This window comes from Parvibaculum lavamentivorans DS-1 (genome assembly GCF_000017565.1).
Taxonomy (GTDB): Bacteria; Pseudomonadota; Alphaproteobacteria; order Parvibaculales; family Parvibaculaceae; genus Parvibaculum; species Parvibaculum lavamentivorans.
Genome location: NC_009719.1, coordinates 351,802 through 374,759 on the forward strand (window position 1 = coordinate 351,802; position 22,958 = coordinate 374,759).

At 58.5% G+C, this 22,958-nt stretch carries 25 protein-coding genes; 16 read left to right on the top strand and 9 right to left on the bottom strand.

Going from position 1 to position 22,958, the window contains the following annotated elements; translation table 11 throughout:
* Positions 1-3 precede the first annotated feature (3 nt).
* The gene (locus PLAV_RS19580; protein ID WP_168713165.1) at positions 4-597 is read right to left on the bottom strand and encodes a hypothetical protein; all 594 of its coding nucleotides are present in this window, start codon (positions 595-597) and stop codon (positions 4-6) included.
* A gap of 229 nt (positions 598-826) precedes the next feature.
* Between PLAV_RS19580 and PLAV_RS20045 the strand changes: the two genes are divergently transcribed.
* Genes PLAV_RS20045 through PLAV_RS01695 form a run of 3 tightly spaced genes read left to right on the top strand, consistent with a single transcriptional unit; the run spans position 827 to position 2,860 of the window.
* Positions 827-1,486, top strand: a complete 660-nt coding sequence (locus PLAV_RS20045; protein WP_425357298.1) for a histidine phosphatase family protein — start codon at positions 827-829, stop codon at positions 1,484-1,486.
* A 33-nt stretch (positions 1,487-1,519) separates the two neighbouring features.
* Positions 1,520-2,227 (top strand): class I SAM-dependent methyltransferase, encoded by a 708-nt coding sequence (locus PLAV_RS18630; RefSeq protein ID WP_011995242.1) that lies wholly within the window; start codon positions 1,520-1,522, stop codon positions 2,225-2,227.
* Between the two features lie 15 nt (positions 2,228-2,242).
* Positions 2,243-2,860: a phosphoribosyltransferase gene (locus PLAV_RS01695; RefSeq protein ID WP_011995243.1), complete on the top strand. Its 618-nt coding sequence runs from the start codon at positions 2,243-2,245 to the stop codon at positions 2,858-2,860.
* 9 nt (positions 2,861-2,869) lie between these two features.
* Here the strand turns inward: PLAV_RS01695 and PLAV_RS01700 are convergent, their stop codons facing one another.
* The 7 genes from PLAV_RS01700 to PLAV_RS01730 all read right to left on the bottom strand — a co-directional run bounded on the left by PLAV_RS01700 (position 2,870) and on the right by PLAV_RS01730 (position 9,231).
* Complete coding sequence (locus PLAV_RS01700; RefSeq protein ID WP_011995244.1) at positions 2,870-3,451, bottom strand: tyrosine-type recombinase/integrase; 582 nt, start codon at positions 3,449-3,451, stop codon at positions 2,870-2,872.
* A 181-nt stretch (positions 3,452-3,632) separates the two neighbouring features.
* The gene (locus tag PLAV_RS01705; RefSeq protein ID WP_011995245.1) at positions 3,633-3,977 is read right to left on the bottom strand and encodes a pPIWI-associating nuclease domain-containing protein; all 345 of its coding nucleotides are present in this window, start codon (positions 3,975-3,977) and stop codon (positions 3,633-3,635) included.
* A 5-nt stretch (positions 3,978-3,982) separates the two neighbouring features.
* Positions 3,983-4,657, bottom strand: coding sequence for an FRG domain-containing protein (locus PLAV_RS01710; protein WP_011995246.1), 675 nt, complete (start codon positions 4,655-4,657; stop codon positions 3,983-3,985).
* A gap of 122 nt (positions 4,658-4,779) precedes the next feature.
* A complete protein-coding gene (locus PLAV_RS01715) occupies positions 4,780-5,943 on the bottom strand; it encodes a hypothetical protein (protein ID WP_011995247.1) in 1,164 nt (387 codons plus the stop codon).
* Between the two features lie 391 nt (positions 5,944-6,334).
* A complete protein-coding gene (locus tag PLAV_RS20000) occupies positions 6,335-6,967 on the bottom strand; it encodes a 7-cyano-7-deazaguanine synthase (protein ID WP_342612915.1) in 633 nt (210 codons plus the stop codon).
* Entirely contained in the window at positions 6,925-7,944 is a 1,020-nt protein-coding gene (locus PLAV_RS01725) for a PfkB family carbohydrate kinase (RefSeq protein ID WP_245545199.1), read from the bottom strand. Before PLAV_RS01725 ends, PLAV_RS20000 begins: the two co-directional genes overlap by 43 nt.
* Before the next feature lie 573 nt (positions 7,945-8,517).
* Entirely contained in the window at positions 8,518-9,231 is a 714-nt protein-coding gene (locus tag PLAV_RS01730; RefSeq protein ID WP_143710147.1) for an 8-oxoguanine DNA glycosylase, read from the bottom strand.
* A gap of 47 nt (positions 9,232-9,278) precedes the next feature.
* Here PLAV_RS01730 and PLAV_RS19225 point away from each other — a divergent pair, with 47 nt between their 5' ends.
* The 5 genes from PLAV_RS19225 (at position 9,279) to PLAV_RS01750 (ending at position 13,995) form a co-directional block, all read left to right on the top strand.
* Positions 9,279-9,563, top strand: coding sequence for a helix-turn-helix domain-containing protein (locus PLAV_RS19225; RefSeq protein ID WP_168713167.1), 285 nt, complete (start codon positions 9,279-9,281; stop codon positions 9,561-9,563).
* 137 nt (positions 9,564-9,700) lie between these two features.
* The gene (locus PLAV_RS01735) at positions 9,701-9,928 is read left to right on the top strand and encodes a helix-turn-helix transcriptional regulator (RefSeq protein WP_011995254.1); all 228 of its coding nucleotides are present in this window, start codon (positions 9,701-9,703) and stop codon (positions 9,926-9,928) included.
* Positions 9,929-10,262: 334 nt separating this feature from the next.
* A complete protein-coding gene (locus tag PLAV_RS01740; RefSeq protein ID WP_011995255.1) occupies positions 10,263-10,643 on the top strand; it encodes a hypothetical protein in 381 nt (126 codons plus the stop codon).
* Between the two features lie 3 nt (positions 10,644-10,646).
* Complete coding sequence (locus PLAV_RS01745) at positions 10,647-12,875, top strand: type IV secretory system conjugative DNA transfer family protein (RefSeq protein ID WP_011995256.1); 2,229 nt, start codon at positions 10,647-10,649, stop codon at positions 12,873-12,875.
* A gap of 166 nt (positions 12,876-13,041) precedes the next feature.
* Positions 13,042-13,995: a replication-relaxation family protein gene (locus PLAV_RS01750; protein ID WP_041535798.1), complete on the top strand. Its 954-nt coding sequence runs from the start codon at positions 13,042-13,044 to the stop codon at positions 13,993-13,995.
* Positions 13,996-14,183: 188 nt separating this feature from the next.
* Here the strand turns inward: PLAV_RS01750 and PLAV_RS01755 are convergent, their stop codons facing one another.
* Positions 14,184-14,615 (bottom strand): 2-keto-4-pentenoate hydratase, encoded by a 432-nt coding sequence (locus PLAV_RS01755; protein ID WP_049767675.1) that lies wholly within the window; start codon positions 14,613-14,615, stop codon positions 14,184-14,186.
* A gap of 308 nt (positions 14,616-14,923) precedes the next feature.
* On the opposite strand from PLAV_RS01755, the gene PLAV_RS01760 reads away from it, so the two are divergent.
* The 8 genes from PLAV_RS01760 (at position 14,924) to PLAV_RS01795 (ending at position 22,949) form a co-directional block, all read left to right on the top strand.
* Complete coding sequence (locus PLAV_RS01760; RefSeq protein WP_011995259.1) at positions 14,924-15,346, top strand: hypothetical protein; 423 nt, start codon at positions 14,924-14,926, stop codon at positions 15,344-15,346.
* 64 nt (positions 15,347-15,410) lie between these two features.
* Complete coding sequence (locus PLAV_RS01765) at positions 15,411-17,210, top strand: copper resistance system multicopper oxidase (RefSeq protein WP_011995260.1); 1,800 nt, start codon at positions 15,411-15,413, stop codon at positions 17,208-17,210.
* Positions 17,210-17,920: a copper resistance protein B gene (locus tag PLAV_RS01770; RefSeq protein WP_011995261.1), complete on the top strand. Its 711-nt coding sequence runs from the start codon at positions 17,210-17,212 to the stop codon at positions 17,918-17,920. The genes PLAV_RS01765 and PLAV_RS01770 overlap by 1 nt, the downstream gene beginning before the upstream one ends.
* Positions 17,921-17,955: 35 nt before the next feature.
* On the top strand, positions 17,956-18,525 hold the full coding sequence (locus tag PLAV_RS01775; RefSeq protein ID WP_011995262.1) for a cupredoxin family protein: 570 nt from the start codon (positions 17,956-17,958) through the stop codon (positions 18,523-18,525).
* A gap of 161 nt (positions 18,526-18,686) precedes the next feature.
* Positions 18,687-18,968 carry a DUF5676 family membrane protein gene (locus PLAV_RS01780; RefSeq protein WP_011995263.1) on the top strand — a complete coding sequence of 94 codons (282 nt, stop codon included), beginning with the start codon at positions 18,687-18,689 and terminating at the stop codon, positions 18,966-18,968.
* A gap of 149 nt (positions 18,969-19,117) precedes the next feature.
* A complete protein-coding gene (locus tag PLAV_RS01785; protein WP_143710148.1) occupies positions 19,118-21,067 on the top strand; it encodes a copper-translocating P-type ATPase in 1,950 nt (649 codons plus the stop codon).
* 56 nt (positions 21,068-21,123) lie between these two features.
* Positions 21,124-22,482, top strand: a complete 1,359-nt coding sequence (locus tag PLAV_RS01790) for an MBL fold metallo-hydrolase RNA specificity domain-containing protein (RefSeq protein WP_041535801.1) — start codon at positions 21,124-21,126, stop codon at positions 22,480-22,482.
* Positions 22,483-22,493: 11 nt separating this feature from the next.
* Positions 22,494-22,949, top strand: a complete 456-nt coding sequence (locus PLAV_RS01795) for a hypothetical protein (protein ID WP_011995266.1) — start codon at positions 22,494-22,496, stop codon at positions 22,947-22,949.
* The last annotated feature ends 9 nt before the right edge of the window (positions 22,950-22,958 follow it).

Sequence of the window (22,958 nt, forward strand, 5' to 3'; positions counted from 1 at the left end):
TCCTCAGGCCTTGCTTGCGGCAGGCACGCTCCCGAGTAGCCGGTCCGCCCAGGCATCGCCCGCGATGCGCGCGATCTCGCCTTCGGGCGGCGCGCTGCCGGCGACCTCTACCTTGACGTTCATGCGATCCGTCCAAGTGATGCTGTTCGTCTTGCAGGAGAAGGCCGAGAGGTCGACCACCCGCGTGTTGTTGGCGCGCTCGAGCGACCACATGTTTTTGTTGAAGTTGATCCCCTGATCGGCGGCAAAGAGGACGAGATCCGCTTTGGTCGCCTTGCAGATCGAGCCGTAGAACGCCGACTGTTCCTGGGCGGTCATGAGACCGCCAACGGGCTGTCTCCCGGTCTTGCTGAGCGCCTCGGCGGTGGCGTTCGGCGACAACACATCGAAGCGGCCCGTCGAGTGCAGCCGTTCGGTCAGTTGTATCTCGCGAACGCCATTTTGCCAGACGGCAATCCGACGAACCTCCGGCGTGAGGGGCGTTGTGGAGCCGCCCGTCTCGAATGCCACTTCGGCGGTGCCACCGGTCGTTGTCTGGAAGGTTTTGTATCCCTGGAAGCCGCTAACGGCAGCCATGCCGACGGTCATCGGGATCAAAGCCGCGGCGCATCCGCTGAGAAGGAGGGAAGCCGCCGTCGCGATCACAAGAGAGGGAAGCGGCCTTCCCCTTGTCCGGTATCCTTCAGCCCCACCGGCCCGAACTGTGTCGGAATCCTCACAGGTGCCCACCCATCCACGCATCGAAACCCCCCGATTGAACAGAATGAGCAATTCTGTTCAGCCAGCCGTCGGGACCTATAGAAGCCGATCCACTGCTACGCCCGTGATGTTGAATCTGGATCTTCTGTGTTATGATTACTTATACGTGTTGAATGAAAAAGTAATACTTCTGGCGCGGCACGGGACAACACACTGGACACAAGAAGGGCTTTACAATTCGCATACAGATGTACCTCTTATTCCAGCCGGAAGAGACGAAATATTGCGGGCTGCCCATACGGTCATAGGCCGCAATGTGAAAAACATTCTCTGCTCACCGTTGCGAAGAACACGAGAAAGCGCCGCGATATTTTCCGATACATTGGGGGTGGCGGTGGAAACTGACGAGCGACTCCGAGAGCTCAACTTCGGGCTATTTGAAGGCCAAACGCGTCGTGACCTGTCCGCTCCTCCATTTGCAGACGAATTTTTCCGCTGGACCGACGAAACAGTTCCGTACTCTCCCCCAGGAGTAGAAAGCTTCTCCACGGCCAAAGAGCGTATCGTTGATTTTATTCGGGATACCATCGAAATTCCGGGCCCGACCCTTGTTGTGTCGCATGGTGTGATTCTGAGAATTCTACTCTGCGTGTGCGTTCTTGGGATAGAGCCGCATCATTTCCGTAGGCTGCAGATAGACGTCGGTAGCATTTCTGAAATCCGTCTAGATCGGTCCCGGTTACAACTCTGGACTCTAAACACTACGACGCCTCGCGACCTTACATGACGACAAGGACGGAACTAATGGAGAGATACCAACATGGAGCTGCCCGAGAAGATAGCGGCGATGCATGCCGATCTTGATTCGATTTGGCCCACCGGTCGCAATCCTGAGTGCCTGCCAAATGATGGCGGACACTTTACGCTTAAGGGATACACTCGACCCGTTTCAATTGGGCGCATTGAAGCGTTTCTTCTGTTCAATCTGGTTCGAGTGCTGAACATTCGCACAGCTTTCGAGATCGGGACCGGCTTCGGCTATTCCAGCTTCTGGATTGCTGCTGGCGTGATCGAGAACGACAAAGGGGGATGGGTCGGAAGCATTGACAGTCAGCAAGAAGGTGGACTTGGGGTACATGGTCTCGATTTCGCCAGACGATGGTCAAACATCATCGGGTTGGATTCGGTTCTGCATTTCTTTACTGGCAAGTCCCCCGATGACCTTTCTCACGTTATTCGAGAGCCACTGGGCCTTGCGTTCATTGATGGCAATCACTACGGAGAGCAACCTGTACTAGACTACACGGGATTGCAGCCTCATCTTTTGCAAGATGGAATTTTAGTTTGGCACGACATTGAAAAGAAATACGGGGTTAATGCCGCGATAGCCGCGTCCATCAAAGATGGTTGGTCTCTAGTGACATTTCCAACCAGCTGCAGGATAGGCGTCTCCTATCGCACCCTGGCCGGATGGCAGGCGGCAACCGAAGCGTTTTCGGCGGCAAGAAACCTCCAAATTATCCACTAGGGTGCGGAGGGACCTATGCCTGAGGCGATCGCACAAACCGCAGCTTTCCTCGTGGGTATTGCTTCTAGCGTTGTAGCTGCACTCCTCTTTACCGCAATCTCGACGAAGTACAATGCACGCTTCAGTTTCCGGCGCATCGTGGCTTTGGTACTCGAACTAGCGGAACAACTCCAGAATGACGGCTTCACTCCCGACTTCATCGTTGCGATTGACCGAAATTCGACAATAACCGGCGGAATATTGGCTGGAAATCTCGGTCTTAAAACAGTGATAAGTGTGGCAACAATCAGCTGTAGGCGGAATGACGGTTCGCGAGAAACCATTGTTGCTCAAGGCTATACCTTGGACGCTGACGCCCTTTCGGGAAAGAAAGTGCTAGTTTATATATGCTTTAACGACTCCGGGACATCGCTCGATACGGTTGCACGTCAGGTAATGTCGACGGAGAAAAGTCCCTCCGATGTCAGAACAGCTGCTCTCTTTACGACTTCGTCACCTCGCTTTATGCCGAAGTATTTTGCGAGAAAAGTAGGGACGGACCTTCGAATCCCAATTCATCTCATCATGCAGAGAATGCCTTGGGTCACTCCAACGTGGAAACACGTGCTGGGGAGCGAACGACTACGCCGGTAGGCATTTTTGTCAGGTTAAATTGTGCCACAGTCTGCTTGCGAATTCCCTCTCTTCGTCGCCAACAGCGTCAACGTAGATAGCAGTAGTCGACAGACGGGAGTGCCCCAACCATTTCTGAACAACACTCAGAGGCACATTCCGCTGGGTTGCTTCGATACCGAATGCGTGGCGCAGCGCTTTTGGCATTGCATGACTACCCACGATGCCGGCGCTTTCCATAGCCTGCTTTACCCAGCTCCAAGCGGTGGTTCGTCCGATGCGCCAGACGCGATTTTCGCCTCTAGTGGTACGCGGGCGCGCCCGCGAAAGCTCATGGATCTCGTTCAAATCCCGCAGAAGTGCTCTTGGCACCGGAATCGATCTGAACACGCCGCCCCTCCTCTTCTTGAGACTTTCGATGATCACAACGCCAGCATCGACATCTACCCGCTCAGGTGTGAGGGCCAGAATCTCCGAGATCCTTGCGCCGGTGTATGTCAGAACTAGGCAGAAAGTGCGTGCGCTAGGATCCAACCCAGCAGCTGCGGCCACAAACGCCTCTCTCTCGGCAAGCGTCAGGTACTTTCGACGCCCTTTCTGATCATAAATCATAACCTAAATTGACTTTCGACACTCAAAGCTGAGAGAAGAAAGAGGTTGACCTGATTACTATTAAGTGAACAGAATTGCTCATTCTGTTCAAACTATATTGAATTATACTTGATCAAGCACGCAAACGCTAAACGCGTTGGCGTCAACGTATGATTTGAAGAACATCAGCGAATGTTGGGATTCATTTGTAGAACGAAGACGTATCTGCGGTGACCTGAGAGACCGTGATAGTTCCGCCATCGTCGCTTAGTTCGCCTTCAAATTTTCCTGGGAAACTCTCTGATATCGTAATTCCACCATCGTCGTCATCGTAATTTAGCGTGACGTGCCACAAGATAGGGCCGAAGAAGTGTTTGTCCGTGACGAATATCTCATCCTCAAACGTCTCCAATGAGTCTACGACCGTATTGAATGACAAGACGGATAGGTCTTGCCAAGCATCAGTGGTGGAGACATCTGTCGCGCGTAATATACGGACGATACGCTCCTTCAAGTCTTGCGCTTTTTCCTCGTCAATCTCCGACATCGCCACTATCCAATGATTGTAGACCCAATGCCAATCCGTGCCTCATAACGCCACTTCAGCGTTGCACAGAGACCGTCGAGATCTGCCCAAATGTGACTGTCATCGATTCCAAGGCGAAAAAGGCGCCTCCGAAAGCGTGCACGTAGATGATCTGGAATGGTGAAGCTGTTCTTTTCGAACGCTTCCGGCTCCCAAGGAACATTCGGTTCGGGGTGGACGGAAAAAAGGCCTCTTTGACTGATGATACGAGGCACACTCTTGGCAGGTAGAAGAAACTGCAACCTAGTCAGATCAAATGGATCCGTTTGCACCTTTGTGTCGACAAGCTCTTCGTCGCTCAAACTGTGCGCGTAGATGACGGAGCCATCCTTGGCGCTTTTGGCATCGACAGTTGATACCGCGAAGAATGCGGCAACTAGAGGATTGGTCGTCCAGTCGAGCAGTCGGGTAGGGAGACCATGATGCTGGGCCAAGGCGAGCCATTCCCAGTCGTCTGTAGGTCTCACGGTTAGAAAAAATCCTGCAGATTTCTGAAAGGCGCGAAACACCCTAATTTCGTCTGTTAGGTCGTAATTTGGCAGGCGCCCTAAACTGGGAATGCACTTGTGCAGCCGCGAGGCACATCCGCGAAATATCCACCTCGTATGACTCCGTTCATCTATGAATTTCAGGAAGTTCATCCAGACGTCCCTAGCTTCCTTGGCGGTGCTAGCGAGCTCCGCGGTAGATTTGGGGGCGTGTTGACGTGGTCGCCGGTCGGCGCCACGCCGTCGTCTTGAGGCAGATAAATGGGGCAACGTCTTCATTGGTCGAAACCCCGAAGCGTAAGGTAAAGTGCTGTTGTGTAGTCGGTAGTTATATGTGCGTTTGGAAGGATGTTCTGAACACCGCCCGGAGCGTCGGGCCAGTATACAACCGTTGGTAATCCCGACGTGATCTCGGAATATCTGCCAATCATATCCTGATCCCAGCGAGGGCCGACCAAAATCAGGAATGACGTTGTATCTTCGGTTCCTCCGGTGAAGTCTCCAAATAGGTCCACCGTAGCCTTGCCGCCCAGCTCGACGATCCAGTCGGCCGTGTGCAGTAGGAGCGTCTCGAACTCCAGCATGCCCTGCCCCAACAAACGTACGACACCTGCCTGCGGCATCCCTGGCGTTGCCTTCGGAAGTCGATCTTTCGGAGGTAGGGGAAGTCGAGGACCGTCAACGAAGTACGCTACGCACTGTGCTGCATATTCTGCCGCGTTCATTGGCGAACTCTTCTCTTCGGCCCATGCATGCGCAAAGGCCGCGGCAAAAACATCCCCGGAGCCGATCCTGAAATAACTCTCTGCTGCGACTGGTGGTATTCTTAGAGGATTGTCGTCGCTGGTATAAAGTCGAGCTCCACCCAGCCTATCCTTGAGGAGAAGAAGAAATTCACCTCGTGGTTTCGTGTCAAATAACTCGGTGATTGCCTCTCTCAATGAGCTAGAACGGTCATCTTCATCGCACTGCAGCCCGGCTAGCGAGAATAGCTCCCGCTCTGTTAAAATGAGAGCGAGGTTCTCTGCCTCTGACCCGTTGGCCGCAAAGGGTGCTGGCTTGGGTGACTGTGGATCATAGACCACGCGATTACCGCTTACTCGGGCATCTCCCTCAATTAATCCGAATCTGAGAACGGACTGTCCTTCAACTTCGAGTCGCTGCGCGGCCTCAGTTGGCTCAGTGCAGGCTGCAAGCTCGAATGGGTGGAGATAGTCAAACGTCACGCCCTTTTCAATTTGTGTTAACTGTCGCGCGATACCAAAGGAGTCCAAAGTTGCGACAATATCGTTGTGCCAAGGCTCTGCAGCATAAGCATGCAATTCCACATTGATTGTCACCGAACTAAGCGCAACTGCAGAGCGCAGTCCGGACCCGTAAAGTTGATTCCACCGAGGAAAGCGGCACCTTTCCGCGTATATGCCACCGGCAATCAGCATAGTCATCTTCTCCGTACAAAGACCATGCATCGGGTTGGGGACGCCGCTTGTACGACCGCGACGTATGATTCCCCTTGACGAAGGCAGCCTATTAGTCGAGCCAAGCCACGAAAGGCAGCTAGTGTTCCGGCGACTTCTCCTCTTTCGTCCGCGCAAACAACGCTAGTCACCGCGCCATTCGTCTTCAGGGTGACTAGCAACTCGTCTCCAAAAGAAAGGGAGGAGGTGATCTCGGGTTGGACACCAACCAAATCCACGGTGAAAGAGAGGTCACAATCGTCCGCTCCTTGGGGATCTTCTGGTTGGTAGGGGTTCCTGTTGCCCTTGTTAACAGCGTACCCGCCCATGAGTTACCTCCGCCGATATTGCGCTAGTTCTGGCTTCGCACCAGCTAAGATGTGCCTTGCGGGAATGCCTCGTCGACTACCTCTCTGTGCTTGATACAACCACTGCATTGGCCACAAGCATATCTGTGCAAGTGACATGAGAACGTCACTCCAATTAGTTCTCGTGGAAAACTCGATAGCTTGAGAAGCTCGGTGCTGGTGAGGTTCTGGGCCGGAGCGGTTACTGTGACACAGCCCTCCTGAAGCCGCATTAGGGCATTCAATGTTTGAATAAAGCGAACGCTTCCGTCCGCGTGGAGATCGGTGGCAACCGTCCCTATCATGAGTTCTCTGAGGCCTATCGGCTGCAAGAGCATCGCAGCTAGTGTGACAAGCATCTGGTTCCTATAAGGCCAAAACTCCGGCGCTGCGCCCCCAAGGGCTGTTTCCCGTCCTGCCATCGATCCGGAGCCCAAGGAGGATAAATCCACGCTTATAAGTTTATGTTCGAGGTGAAGTTCGCTACAGATAGCCCGAGACGCTGCGGCTTCGCCAAGTGCCGCTTGTTGACCATAGTCCAGGGTCACGCAGATGTCTGGGCGCGTCCAGTGCGCCAGCGCAGACGAGTCGATTCCGCCCGAAAGTAACAAAGCTTTCATCGCATGGCCGCCCACATGGCGTGATAGACCGCCGTGCATATGTCGCCGACAATATGACAATCTGTTCCTTCGAGCATAGTGAGGCTCTCCGGTCTGGGCAGTTCAGATAAGATAACAACCGGGATTTTGCAGCGGCGCGCGTATCCAATCTCAAAGAGTGTGCCGGCATCTTCGCCATCCAAGACTGCTAAAATCGAACCAGCCTCCTCAAGACCCTTCAGATCGCGGGTGGCGATATCTTTGGACGTTCCTGACGAACCAACATTGTGGAGGGGAGAAAAGACGCGACCGCCTACCGAACGCAGCCCGTTGCGTATTTCTTCTACCGCCCACCGCTGACCGAGGTTGAAAAATGGTGCGGCTACATAAATATGCCGTCCCTTATATTCACCGAATACAGGGGTTTGGGGCTGGCAGTCCGCAAGGGAAATTTGGGCGGCACGGCTGCCCACATAGTGAGACACTGCGGAGGAAGCCCGATGGGCTGCCTCAACCGGAGAGGTGCGTTGTTCGGCCCAGAGTGCTGCAAATATCGCAGAGAAGATGTCACCGGAGCCGATTTTGAATACGTCACTGGACCGATAGGAGGGAATGGGTGTTGTTGTCCCTGCATCCCAAACGGTGGCCCCATGTGGTCCACGTTTTACTACTATGACTTCTGCGCCAGATATATCACAGAGTTTCTCGGCTGCAGCGTCACCATTAGTCCCGGTGCTCAACTCCAATTCAGTTTCGTTGAGGACGATGGCAAGCTTGTTCGCTTTTGAACCATTCTTGCTGAAGTTGAGCGCCTCACTCCAGTGCTGAGGATCGTAGACAGCTCTATCAGCCTTGACGATTGCATCACCCTCAACAAAACCGAAGCGTAAAACTGCTGCTCCTTCGACTCGATGGGGAGTTGCTACGTGGGCGATTGGGTGCGGTGTGAGGACCGGTACCGAGAGTGGATGGAAATAGGAGAAGGTGATGTCTGCCTCGATCTCAACGAGATGAGGATCTACTCCGAAGTTGGTCATTGAGATGCGTACATCTTCGGCCCATTCTCGTGAAGCGTATGCATATAAGGCGCTGCCGGGTGAGATTCTTGATATCGCTGCCGCTGCGCGACCCCCAGAACCAAAGATGCGAGACCAATTCGGCCAAACGCATTCTTCGCGATATACGCCCCCCGCCACTATCATCGAGAATTCCTGCCGCCTGCCACGTGGCAGTAGGTAGGCCCCAGCCTGGTCACTACGACAGTGTATGACTCCCCCCGTTCCAAGCAATTGATTAGTGCGACTAAGCCTGGGAACGCGGTTAGCGAGCCGACAATCTCGTCGTCACGCGAAACACATACCGCAGAGCGTATTTGCCCGCGTCGATGGATTGTCACGTTGAGGGAATCGCCGATATGAAGGTTCCGAAGGACATCCACATTCACCCCCTCAAGATCAATGTCGATCTCGATGTCGCACGGGTCTACGTCTTCGGGAGGGGGACGACGAGGTGTCGAATCGGGTGGAAGTTTGCCTGACAACGAATCTATCTCCCCAAGTAAAGGAGATCTGATTATGGCTACAAACTGCGGCTGCGAACAGTAGAGAGTGTTACCGTGTTAGTGTGCGCATTTCACGCCACATCAACGCATCCAGCAGCGAAGCGGGGACTTGGAGAGCGCTCGCAAACTCAAGGAAGCGCATCTCAAGGCTTTGGTAATCACGAGGAAGTGTCACTTGTGTTGGGAACAGACCGATGATCTGCCCTGCTCGAAGGACGTGTATGTCCAAAATTGCCACCTCGTTCGAACCTGTCCAATTGCGAACAATCCAAGACGCTGTCTTGGGGCCCACCCCGGGGAGTGACATCAGCTCTGATCGTAGTTCTAGGGGCGCCTCAGTTGAAAACGTCCGCGAGCCCAGAAATGCAATAGCCGCCGCAACTCTAGCCGCGCGCTGACGAGGAAATCTGTACCTAACTTGGCGGCCCGCAACTGAGAGAGGCTTCCTTAGAAGGAGCTCAATTTCCTCTGCCGAAGGAGAGCTCTGGGGGGCCAGTACATCGGCCCGTTTCAGGCGATTCCATGCGGCGCGGTTGATTTCCATCTTCACGCCGTAACCCCCAAGTAGGCAGAAAACAACATCTTCAACTAGCGGCGTGCCAGTCGGGCTGACGTAGTTCTCTGCAAAGGGACCTTCCTGCAGCGCTCGTTCAGCCCAAAATGCAGGGCTTGGCACCCATTCGGGGCGACCGAATTTAACACCCGGGACAACCTCATCATCAGGAGCAAATTCGGAGCGGTAGAAAATGGTGGCATGCTTCATGTTATGCATTTATATGCATTTATATGCAAGAAGGCAACGGGAAATCCTTGATTGAAGCGGTGCGGGCACGCAAGCGTGAGTTGGGTATCTCCCAGCTCTCGCTTGCCAAACGTCTTGGTGTAAGCCAAGGGCATCTCTCGAAGGTGTTGTCAAAAAAAGCCCTAGTTTCCGACAAAATTAATGGAAGAATGCTCAAGTTTCTCGAGAGGATTGAAGAGGGAGAGCATGTGACCACGGATCAATTGGAGCAGGAAATCCTTTCCGCGCTTAGGGAGTCTCCAACCTTCCGGACGCTGGTAATAAGTGCATTAGAAATGCATAAAAAAGCATAGTTGGCTCTGTGCCGACAACACCGTCAGTACTCGGATATCTCGCTCTGGAAGGTGGAGTTCGTTTATCATGAGCCGCCCACTGGTGCGGCTTCGCCAACCTGGGGCGTCGACGCTCCCTTTCCAAAGGGAGTTGTTCGATGGCTCAGTACCAAAAGCAGGTCGTATCCAAAAAGGAGCTGAAGACTGTCTGTGGCATCCCGTATTCCGGCCAGCATATTGCGCGGCTCGAAGCGGCCGGGGCGTTCCCCAAACGGATCAGACTCGGCCAGAATCGTGTTGTGTGGTTGCTGTCGGAAGTCGAGGCATGGCTGGACGCGCGGATCGCATTGCGAGACGCGCAAACTACCGCTGACACTTCCTTCTGAAGGGTCCTTGGGGACCGGGTCGCTCCCGGTCCCCATCTTTTTTAGGGCACCAGCAGTCGTCTGCCCGGGCGATAGGCTGGGGGATACAGAGGGCGATACCGTATCGCCCTTCCGCCCACGGAATTCTTCCAAATATCCAAACAGAATCAATCCGTTGCGCCTGCTGCTGTCATTTATCCGCAGTCCGACTTATTACTCCGTATCCTGCCTAATAACCCACCCCTGCCACCCAATCTCCTTGACTCTGCGGCCTTCCTTCCGCTTCGATCTTTTCCGTATCCGTGACAGTGCGACGTCGAGTGATCTCTTCAGACAAACAGGGGGGGGAGCGCCCATGCGCGTGGCGATCGAGCATAGGGAAGCGGTATCGGGTCTCATCAAAAAAGTGCCGCAGGTCGAGGTGACGGCGGTGGTCCAGTTCTCGGAAGAGGAGCGGGCGATCATCAACAGCTGGAATCTCGGCGACGTGATCGTCGTCGAGCGGCAGATGGATGCGCAGCGGGCGGCCAAGCATAAGGGCGATCAGTATGGCGCCCAGGCGCCTTACGAGCATCTGCGGATCGGGCAACTGACCCAAGGCCCGGACCGGTATCTCTTCGACACCCCGCATGACGCCAAACTCTACCAGGAACAACTGGTGGAGGGCCTCAAGACTATCAAAGCCTATCTCGCGAGTTGCGCGAGCCTTGCCGAGCCGCAAGTCTTCGAGATCTGAGGGGTGAGCGGCCTCGATTTCACGAAGCCGGAGAATGTCGTTCTCGGCGCCATCGTTGCGGCGTTCTGGCTTTTCGCGCTGATCTTCCTCGCGCCCTTCGCGATCCTGATTGCGGTCGCAGGCCTTGGCTACTGGCTCGTGACCGCGATCTATAACCGGCCGGCGGCCCGGATGGCGCGGGGCCGCGCGGACGCCGAGCGGCTTTACGAGGCGGCGCTCGCGCTCCAGAAGGCGAAAGGTTTCCCGGAGACGGAAGCCTTCCGCTCGCGGGTCTGGGGTCGGCTCTACGAGCTTCTCGACGAGCGCTATCCCTCGCTTGGTATCGCCGCGGAAATGGTGACGCTCATCGAGGTGCTGTATCGGGCGGAGGGCTTCACCGGCGAGATTCCGAAGCCGCCTGAGGAGGTGGGAGAGATCGAGCTTGCGCGTTACCGCGACCGGATCGGGTATTTGACCGCGAAGTTCGGCCGGCCGGAGGTGATCGAGCGGGCCTATGAGACGCTGCTGCTTGCGCTTTGGGATTTCTGTCGGCTCCTGCCACCGAACGCGCTCCAGACCCATGACGAGCTTCTGGAAGCCGCCGAAGCCGGCCGCATGACCGGCCCCTTCGCGATCCGGCTGATGGAGGCACTACCCAAAACAGGCGAGGCGGTCGAAGCGCTCGCGTTCTCGTTCTACCGGCGGGACGCAATCGAGGCCGGGCTCTTTGCCGGGCTCCGGGAGCGGCTGTCGCGGAACCAGCATGGTGCTTCGGGCCTGCCTTATGAGCCCCGCTTCTACGATTCCCCGAAGCTCGTGAACCCCTCGGACCATGAAGGCAGCCCTCACGAGATCGTCCATGCCTATTTGAAGGAGACGCCTTTCGAGGGGCTCTTCTCGGCGGGCATCCCCCTGGAGATCCCGGACAGCGCCCGGTTCGAGCATCACTGGATCGTGGCGGGGTCGGGCCATGGCAAGAGCCAGACGCTCCAATACCTCATCGCCCATGACCTCGACCGGGTCGCGCGAGGGGAGGGGAGCGTCGTCGTCATCGATTCCCAAGGCGACCTCATCCGCAACATTGCGGGTCTGAAGATATTCGCGCCCGGCGAGCCGCTTGCCGGCAAGTTCTGCCTGATCGATCCGACCGATATCGAATATCCGCTCGCGCTCAATCTCTTCGACGCCGGTATGGAGCGGATCGGCTCCTATCCACCGCTTGAGCGCGAGCGCCTCGTGAACGGGATTCTCGAACTCTATGATTTCGTGCTGGGGTCGCTCCTTTCGGCGGAGCTCACGCAGAAGCAGAGTGTTATCTTCCGCTATATCACGCGGCTGATGCTCCATATCCCGGATGCGACCATTCATACGTTCCGGGAGTTGATGGAGCCCAAAGGCTACGAGAAGTATCAGGGCCATATCGAAAAGCTCGACGGCACGGCCCGGGCCTTTTTCGAGACGGAATTCAACAGCAAGCAGTTCGAGGACACCAAGCGGCAGGTGGTGCGCCGCCTCTGGGGCATTCTCGAGAACCGGACCTTCGAGCGCATGTTCTCGCATCCAAGAAACAGGCTCGATCTCTTCAGCGAGATGAATGAAGGCAAGGTGATCCTGATCAATACGGCGAAGGACCTCCTGAAGCAGAACGGCACCGAAATCTTCGGCCGCTTTTTCATCGCGCTCATCGCGCAAGCCGCGCAGGAGCGCGCGACGCTCGCCCGGGGCGACCGGCTGCCCACCTTCGTCTATGTCGACGAATGCGCCGACTATCTCGACCAGAATGTCTCGGTGATCCTCGAACAGGCGCGGAAGTTCAATGTGGGCATGGTGCTCGCGCATCAATATATCGGTCAGTTGTCCCCGAAACTGCAGGAGAGCTTCGCCGCGAATACCAGCATCAAGTTTGCGGGCGGCGTTTCGGAGAAGGATGCCCGCGCCTTGGCTCACATGCTCCGGACAACGCCAGAGTTCATCACCGCGCAGGGCAAGGGGCAGTTCGCCGTCTCGATCCGCAATATGACCCAGGGCGCGATCTCGCTCGGCTTTCCCTTCGGCCATCTCGAAGCCCTTCCACGCATGACTGCGGCAGAGGCCGAAGCCGTCCGCGGCGAGATGCGGGCGCGCTACGCCGTTCACTGGGAGGAGGTCGAGCGGGAGAGGGAAGAGAAGGAAACATCGAAGAAGGATGCCGAACCGGTGACACCCGCAATCCGATCCGCTCCGATCGACACGGCGCCGTCGAGCGACTGGTAGGGAGGCAGTTTACGGCTATGCGTTTTCGGTAGCCCGAAAATTTTCACCCTCACCTCGGGAAACGTTCTCGAACATAGTGGTTCGCTCCTGAACATGGTGCACGTTTCCGGAGAAGACAAAGAGTGCTACCGCTTCGGCCATGGACCGGTCGAAACGCAGATCTCGCATGAAGCGGCAGAAGAGAGGAAAGCGCCTTGCTTTGACTCCCCGCGATCTCAATATTTTCATTTTACTCGAACGCTATCGCTATCTCCGCTCCACGTTCATCCATGCCTTTGTCGGTGGACGATCGGTCACACGGTTCAAGGAACGGCTCGGCAATCTCTATCACGAGGGCGGATATCTGAATCGACCCGAGCGGCAGTGGGAGACAGCGCATTCCCGCTACCTGCCGGTTGTCTATGAGAATGCCGACCTCGCCGGAAATATCCTGGCCGAAGATGGTCTGCTGGAACCGGCCGTCCCGCACATGCCCTATGGAGCAAGCGGGGAGGGCCGGCAATTCTCACATTCCCTGATGATCTGCGAGACGCTCGCCTCTATCGAGTTGCAAACGATTGGACGCCCGGATGTGCGTTTCGTTGCCTGGCCGGAAATTCTCGCCAAGGCGCCGGAAGCGACGAGACACTCGATCTTTCCGCTTCGCTTTCCGATTCCCTGTTCATCCCCGGATCAACACAACAAAGGAATTCCGTATAGAGGCTATATCGTTCCGGACGCCGTTTTCGGGTTGGAATATCTCATTGGAGCGTCGAAATATTATCGGTTTTTCGCTCTCGAAGCCGATCGAGGGACAATGCCCATTGTCCGGGCGAAGGCTGGGCAATCTACCTATCTCGCCAAGCTTTCACTCTATGAAGAACTTCTTGCTACCGGCGCGCTTCGGTCCCATTTGGGTATCCCGAATCTCCTCGTTCTGACGGTCACCGCGTCTGAGGGTCGGAAGAGACATATTATGTCGGCATTGTCGAAGCGCACCGGCGAACATGCGCCGTTTCTGTTCAGCGTCGCGACGAGGAAGCTGCCTTACGAAGATGGCTGTCCGCCGGAATCTCTCTCTCGCGAACCGTGGCAACGCATCGATCATGCTCCGTTGGATATTCTGGACGCCGGAGTGTGATACGGCTCCCGTATTGAGCTCTGGTCGATCAACCGGCGCACTCAAGTCTCGACCCGCCGACGTTACCGATGTCCATCGCCAGGACCGCGAAGGCAGACCACGACGTTGCTCGCAACAAAAACCCGATCAAATGAGCGCGAATAGAGACAACGCAACGAATATGATGCCCGCAAAGCCTTCGAGAACCTTCAGACGAAACTCGTCGACACCTCTCCGAGCCCCTGATCGAATCGGCATACGAACTCGTCGTCGGCCTCGATGGGAAGCACGCGCACGAAGGAGCCGGTGAGGATCGTGTCGCCCGGTTCGAACGAGGTGCCGAACTCGCCGAGCTTGTTCGCAAGCCAGGCGACCGCGGTGACCGGATTGCCGAGCACGGCGGAAGTCTCGTCCTCCAGTTCCTTCGTACCGTTGCGGCTGATCTCGCCCTTGACGCGCCGGATGTCGATCTGGTCGAGACGGCGCGGGTTGGCACCGAGCACGACCGCGCCGCAAAAAGCGAGGTCTGCGATGTTGTCGATGACGCTAAGACCGGGCGCGCGCTCGACGCGGAAGTCGACAATCTCGATTGCCGGCAGGACGACGTCGGTCGCGCGGATGACGGTTTCGGCCCGGCGCATTGAACTTTTCATGTGTCAGTAAGCGCATCGGGCGGTACAACAGCGTAAACTAGGCCTCTTGAAGGTTCGCCAAAGCCCGGTAAACTATTGACTACGCTGACAAATAAAATCTCTATCGCGCCCATGATCGATTTGAGCGAGTGGCTTTTTATCTCAATGACTTAGACTGCGTCGTGTGTTCAGCGTGTGCAGTGACAGACGTGATCTTGGTTAGTATGACCTGTCTCTTGTCCGTGGTGCTGCGGCAAACTACCCGTGTGCGATTTGCTACTTGACCTTCCCATGGTGGAAGGTCGCATTATAAAAAGATGAAACGGTTCCGGGCCCCTGTATCGGCTTTGTATGTCTTGAGCGTGATCTTCGTCGCGCTCGGCCATTGCTGGCCCGCATCCCCGGCGAACGCCGCCCCGGCGCCGGCGGCCTCCGTCTCTCACGAGCACGATGAAGCTGTTGCACACGGGAGCCACGGGCAGCCGGACGGCATCTCCGCCGAAGGATGCCTTGGCGACGAAACCGCCTGCGCCATCGCCATCTCGTCGCCGGCGCTGCTGCCCGCCCCCACGAGCCTGCCTGATCCTCTGTCGAAGATCGTCGTATTGACGTCGGCGGCGACGCCAGCGTTCGCCGCGCCGGCGGGCGCCTTCACCCCGCGCGGGCCGCCGGACCGACGAACGCATTCCCTCCACAGCTATGCCGAAGCCTTCGCCCGCACCGGGCGCCTGCTGATCTAGAGTCGCTATTCTCTGGAACGGGACGCCTTTGCGTCCTTTTTGCCATTGAATGGAGTGCTTCACGATGTTTCCGAAAATTTTCTCCGGCCCTGCGCCTCTCATGCGTGGACGGACAATTGCAATCCTCGGCGCCGCGCTGCTCTGGGCGCTGCCCGACGCCGCGCCGGCTGTCGCCGGTGAATATCGCCTGACCGTCGAGACGGCGGAGCTCGAGGTCGGCGGCCGGATGGTCGAGAAGATGGTGATCAATGGCGGCGTTCCGGGGCCGACATTGCGGCTTCGCGAGGGCGAGGACGCGACCATCACGGTCGCCAACAAAACCGATGAAGCGACATCGGTACACTGGCACGGCATTCTTCTGCCCGGCATCATGGACGGGTCCCCGGGTTTCAACGGCTTCATGGGGATCGCGCCGGGCGCTTCCTATACCTACACCTTCCCGATCCGCCAGAGCGGCACCTACTGGTATCACAGCCATTCCGGCACGCAGGATCAGACGGTGCTCGGCGCGATCGTCATCGAACCGGCAAAGCCGTCGCCCTTCAGCGCGGACCGCGACTATGTCGTGCTTCTCGGCGATGCCACGCCCGAGGATTCCGATCGGGTCCTGCGCAATCTCAAGGCCGATCCGGGCTACTACAATTACAACAAGCGCACGCTGCTCGACTTCTTCGCGGATGTCGGCGAGGAGGGCGTCGGCGCCGCCGTCCAGGATCGCCTCGACTGGGGCGCCATGCGGATGGATCCGACCGATCTCGCGGATGTGACCGGTTACTCTTTCCTCGTCAACGGCAAGACGCCCGAACGGAACGAGACTTTTCTCTTTCGCAAAGGCGAGCGTATCCGCCTGCGCCTGATCAACGGCGCGGCGATGACGCTTTTCGATGTGCGGATTCCGGGCTTGAAAATGACCGTCGTCGCCGCGGACGGCAATGATGTGAACCCTGTGCCCGTCGACGAACTCCGGATGGGTGTCGCCGAGCGCTACGACGTCATCGTCGAGCCGAAGGAAGACATGCCTTACACGCTCTTTGCCGAGTCGATCGACCGCGCGGGCTATGCGCGCGCGACGCTGGCGACGTCGGAAGGCAAGGTGGGGCCGATCCCCGAGCGGCGTCCGCGCGCGCTGCTCAGCATGGCCGATATGGGTATGGCACATGAGGGGCACGACATGGGAGCGATGGATTCCAGCGCCGCCGACTCCGGAACCACGGACGCAGGCGCGGTGGATCACAGCACCATGGATCACAGCACCATGGGACATGCCACCGCAGGCAACGCCGCGGAAGCGGACGCGCCCGAAACCCGACCGGTCGGCTGGGCTTCGGGCTTTCCGCCGGACGCGAAAGTGCTGGCCTATAGCGACCTGCGCGCGCTTCGCCCCAACGCCGACAACAGCGAGCCGACCCGCACCATCGAAATGCGCCTCACCGGCAACATGGAACGTTATGTCTGGACGCTCGACGATGCGCGCTTCGTCGAGGCCTGGCCGGTCCGCGTGCGCTATGGCGAGCGCGTTCGTCTCACCTTCGTCAACGAAACGATGATGGCGCATCCGATGCACCTGCACGGCATGTTCTTCGAGCTCGAAACTGGCAGCAAGGATCGCCGGCCCCTGAAGGATACCGTCATCGTGCCGCCGGGGCAGTCCGTCTCCGTCGTTCTGGCGGCGCGCGAGGTCGGCGGCTGGCCGCTTCACTGCCATCTGCTCTACCACATGGTCTCGGGCATGATGACGACCTTCATCGTCGAACCGCCCGGGACGGCCGATAGCGCGATCACGCCGGATGGCGCGGTGGTGCCGATTGGCGTCACGAAAGACGGGCCGGCGCACGGGGCGCATGCCGGACATGGAGGCACGTGATGAAAAACACTCTTGCGCTCGCTCTCGTCCTCGCTGTCGGCGCCGCCTCGGCGTCGCACGCGCGGGAAGCCATGCCAGACGACCACGGCCCCGATCTCTTCAACATGATCAAGCTGGAAGCCGATTATGCCGATGCGCATGACGGCTTGTGGAACTGGAACCTCGATGGCTGGGTCGGCGGCGATGTCGATCGCCTCTGGATAAGGTCGGAGGGCGAGATTGCCGACGGCGATGTCGAGAAGGCGGAAGCCCAGATCTTCTACGGCCGGAATGTCCACCCCTTCTGGGACCTGCTGCTCGGCATCCGGCAGGATTTCGAGCCGGACAGTGAAACATATCTCGCCGCCGGCGCCGTCGGCCTCGCGCCTTACTTCTTCGAAACGGAAGCGACCGCTTTTCTCTCGACGGAAGGCGATCTCTCGGCGCGCTTCGAACAGGGTTTCGATCTTCCGATCACGCAAAAGCTGATCGCCGAACCGCATGTCGAGCTGAATGTCTTCGCGCAGGATGTCCCCGAGCGGGGGATCGGCGCCGGCTTCAGCAGCATCGAGGCGGGCCTTCAGCTCCGCTACGAAGTGGTGCGGAAATTCGCGCCTTACGTCGATCTCGTCTGGGAGCGCGAACTTGGCGAGACGGCATCGCGCGCGCGCGCAAGCGGCGAGGATGTCGAGGACACGACCCTGCGCGTCGGCGTGAGAGCCTGGTTCTGACGGCGCATCATTCAAACATCAAGGAGCTTTGAAAAATGAAACACGCAATCCGGAAGTCACTGTTGATGGCGGCGGCCTTCGGCCTGTTGACGGGCCCGGTCATCGCCGCCGGGACCGGTCACGACCACGGATCGATGCCGGGCATGACGGGCGACATGACGGACATGATGGGCGAGATGGACCGGCAGATGGCCGACACCTCGGCCTTCGGTCACAAGGACAGCGCGGCGAAAGCCACAAGGACCGTCGAGATCGAAGCATCCGACATCAAATTCGACACGGCCGGATTGACCTTCGAGGCTGGCGAAACGGTACGTTTTGTGGTCGTCAACAATGGTGAACAGCCGCATGAATTCACCATCGGCGACGCGGACTATCAGGAAACGGCGCGCAGGATGATGACGCACATGACCGAAATGGGAATGGATCCGGTCGCGCCGGAGCATGCGGCGATGCACGCCCCGGCCGGCAACACCGTCACGCTCGATATCGGCGAGACGAAGGAGATCGTCTGGACGTTCACCAAAGCGGGGACGTTCGAGTTTTCATGCAACATACCCGGCCATTCGGAAGTGGGCATGAAGGGAACGATCGCAGTGAACTGACGGGAGAGGTAGCAAAGATGAAGATGGCCGGTTTGATCTGAATCAAAGCTCTCCATCTCCGCCTGGCGCAAGTGAGGCGGGGTTGGAGAGGTTCGAAAATCGAAAGATGCCCACGCGGAACCGGTGCCATATCGATGGTGTCGAGACAAAGGAGAATGGCTATGGACAGGACAGGACGTACTGCAATCGTTCCGCTGGGGATGACCCTCGGCACATTCCTCGTCGTTACCTACATTCTGTGCGTGCTTTACGGTCTTCTGGTGTCGGATGCGGGCATGCACCGGCTCCTGTCCGACCTGCTGCCCGGTTTCACATGGATCACATGGCCGAGCTTCTTCATCGGCCTTGTCTGGTCCTTCGTTTTCGGCTGGTACATCGCGGTCGTCTTCGCGCCGATCCATAATTTCTTCATCGCGCGCGCCGGGAAATCCGGGACCGTCTGAAGATGGCGAAAGATGGCAATGCGCCGCCCGATCACGACCACAGGGAACCCGCCGGCGCCCGAAGACACCGTCACGCTCCAGGTGGGGTTGTGATAGTGGCGGCGGCTGGATCTTCTGATGCGGAACACGCTGGCCATGATCATACGGCCATGGTCGCGGATTTCCGGCGCCGGTTCTGGGTTGCGTTGACCCTGACGCCGCCCGTCCTGTTGCTCTCGCCGATGATCCAGCGCTGGTTCGGCCTTGCCGAAACGCTCGCGTTTCCCGGCGATGGGCTCGTGCTCTTCGGGCTTTCCACTATCGTCTATCTCCATGGCGGCTGGCCCTTCCTCATCGGTTTCGTGTCCGAGCTGCGCAAGAGGCAGCCCGGAATGATGACGTTGATCGCGTTGGCGATCTCGGCGGCGTACTTCTTCTCCGTCGCGACGACGTTCGGCTTTCCCGGCGAACCCTTCTATTGGGAGCTGGTAACGCTGGTCGCCATCATGCTCCTCGGCCATTGGGTCGAAATGCGCTCCGTCATGGGCGCGTCGCGTGCTCTCGAAGAACTCGTGCGGCTGTTGCCGGATAGCGCGACGAAGGTCGACGCCGATGGCGGGATGCGCGAGGTGCCGATCTCTGCTCTGCGGCCGGGCGACAGGGTCCTTGTTCGGCCGGGTGCCAGGGTCCCTGTGGATGGCGCGATCGTTGAGGGATCTTCGGGTTTCAATGAAGCGATGCTGACGGGCGAATCCCGCCCGGTCGCCAAATCGACGGGTGACCGTGCGATCGGCGGCGCGATCAACGGCGCGAACGCGGTCACGATCGAGGTAACGGCCACTGGCGATAAAACCTACCTCGCCCAGGTCATAGATCTTGTCAGGAAGGCCCAGGCGACACGTTCGCACACCCAGGATATCGCGAACCGCGCGGCATCCTGGCTGACATATATCGCCTTGATTGTCGGTTTCGGCACGCTTGTTGTCTGGCTCGCGCTCGGACAGTCGCCCGAATTTGCTCTCGAGCGCATGGTGACGGTGATGGTCGTCGCTTGCCCGCATGCCCTCGGCCTGGCCGTTCCGCTGGTGGTCGCCGTCAGCACGTCACTCGGTGCCAGCAACGGCCTTCTCATCCGCGACCGGGCCGCGTTTGAGCGCGCGCGCAATCTGAACGTCGTGGTTTTCGACAAGACGGGCACTCTGACCGAAGGTCGGTTCGGCGTGAGTGACATCGTCATGCTGGACGATGGCGACGAAGCGAAGGAGCTAGCCTTCGCGGCAGCCGCCGAAAGCCAGTCCGAGCATCCGATAGCCCGTGGGATCACGGCGGAGGCCGAACGGCGGAAGCTGATTGTCCCCCGGGCGAGCGACGTCCGCAATATCACCGGTGAAGGCATCGCGGCAAATGTCGAGGGAGAGGATGTGCGCATTGTCAGCCCCGGGCATCTTGCGCGGCAGGGCAAAGCCGCGGGCGGCGAACGGCTGAAGCAACTCGAGGCGCAAGGCAAGACCGTCGTGGTGCTGACGCGCGGGGGACAACCGCGCGCACTGATTGCGTTGGCCGATATCGTCAGGCCGGAGTCGAGGGAAGCCATCGCCGAACTGGCGAGTCTCGGCCTCAGGTCCGTCATGCTGACCGGGGATGCCAGGGGCGTGGCACAATCGGTATCGGACGAACTTGGCATCGCCGAGTATTTTGCGGAAGTGCTGCCCGACCGGAAGTCGGACAAGATCAGGGAACTCCAGGACCGCGGGCTTCAGGTCGCCATGGCCGGCGACGGCGTGAACGATGCCCCAGCGCTGGTGCAGGCCGACCTCGGCATCGCCATCGGAGCCGGCACGGACGTGGCGGTGGAATCGGCCGACGTCGTGCTGGTCAGGAGCGATCCGCGCGACGTGGCCGCGATCCTCGGCCTGTCGCGCGCGACCTATCGCAAAATGGTCCAGAACCTGATCTGGGCGACGGGATACAACGCCATAGCCATCCCGATGGCGGCCGGTATCACTTTCGGAACCGGTTTCATGATGACGCCGGCCGTTGCCGCCGTCTTCATGTCGGCGAGCACCGTCATCGTCGCCATCAACGCACAATTTCTGCGCTTCTACAGGCGGCGCGGATGACGCCGGTCGAAACACGGCCGGCAAGCGAGCCTGCCGCTAACAAAAGAAGGCGTCACATGTTTGCTCTGACTTCGCTGGGCGGCGCGGGCACCGTTACGGGCTCCAAACATCTGCTGACGCTGGACGGTCACCGCATCCTCATCGATTGCGGCCTGTTCCAGGGGTTGAAGAACCTGCGCGAGCTCAACTGGGCGCCGTTCCCGGTCGATCCCCGCTCGATCGATGCGATTGTGCTCACCCACGCCCATCTCGATCATTCGGGCTATCTGCCGAAGATCGTCCGCGAGGGCTTTCGCGGCCGCGTCTTCGCAACGGACACAACGTGCAATGTGGCAGCGCTCATTCTGAAGGACAGCGGCTACATCCAGGAGAAGGACGCCGATTACGCCAACCGGAAGTCCTATTCGAAGCACAAGCCGGCATTGCCTCTTTACGGCGTTCGCGACGCCGAGCGCGCGGTCGAGGCCTTTACCGCCGTTCCGTATCACAAAACCGTTTCGCTTCCCGGCGGCGCCACGCTGACCTTCCGCCATGCCGGCCACATCCTCGGTGCCGCTACGGCAGAAATCGGTTGGGGCGGGAAGAAAATCCTTTTTTCGGGCGATCTCGGCCGCTATGGCGATCCGGTGATGGTCGACCCCGAAACTGTCTCGAAGGCCGATTATGTGGTGGTTGAATCGACTTACGGAAACCGCAGCCACGACACGGCCGACCCGGTCGAACAACTCGGAGCCGTGATCGAGAAGACGGTGGCGCGAGGCGGCACGGTGGTGATCCCTGCCTTTGCGGTCGGCCGGGCCCAGTCGCTTCTGTATTACATTTGGGCCCTCAAACAGGCTGGCCGCATCCGGGATGTGCCGGTCTATCTCGACAGCCCGATGGCGATCAATGCGAGCGAACTCCTTTGCGCCCATCTCGACGACCACCGCCTGTCGCCGCCTCTGTGCAAACAGGTCTGCGACATTGCGACCTATGTGCGCGAGGTTGAAGACTCGAAGGAAATCACCGCCAATGCCCATCCAAAGATTATCATCTCGGCGAGCGGCATGGCGACCGGCGGCCGTGTCCTGCATCACATGAAATCCTTTGCGCCGGACCGCAAACACACAATCCTCTTTTCCGGTTTTCAGGCCGCCGGCACGCGCGGACGCGCCATGCTGCAGGGTGCCCGCGAAACGAAGATCCATGGGCAGTGGGTGCCGGTCCGCGCCGAAATTGCAGAATTGCCAATGTTGTCGGCTCATGCCGACGGCGATGAAATCATGCGCTGGCTCTCAGCCCTCCGCCGCCCGCCGCAACAGACCTTCGTCGTTCATGGCGAGCCCGATGCCTCCGAAGCCCTGCGCGTCCGCATCGGCCGGGAACTTGGCTGGCATGTCGCCGTTCCCCGCCAGGACCAGGTCTTCACGCTGTGAGGCGGATGCCGATGTTCAACGACGGCCGGAACGACTGGCTCCCTTTCCTGCGGCGCTACATCGCGCTGATGGCACTGGGCAATCTCGCCTGGGAGTTTGCGCATATGCCGCTCTACACGCTCTGGGAGACCGGAACGCGAGGCGAGATCGTCTTCGCCGCGCTCCATTGCACAGGCGGCGACATCCTGATCGCGCTTGCCGCGCTGATGGCGGCGCTTTTCCTTTTCGGCAATGGCCGTTGGCCGGCGCAGAGCTATGGGCGCGTTGCGATTGCGACGGTCGTCATCGGCCTCGCTTACACCCTGTTCAGCGAATGGTTCAACATCGAGATTCGCGCCGCATGGGCCTATCGCGACTTGATGCCGGTGATCCCCTTCGTCGATGCCGGTCTCTCGCCGGTCGCCCAGTGGATCGTCCTGCCGGGACTGACCTTCTGGTGGCTGGGGCATACGATGAAGAAACGCTGATGCTTCTTC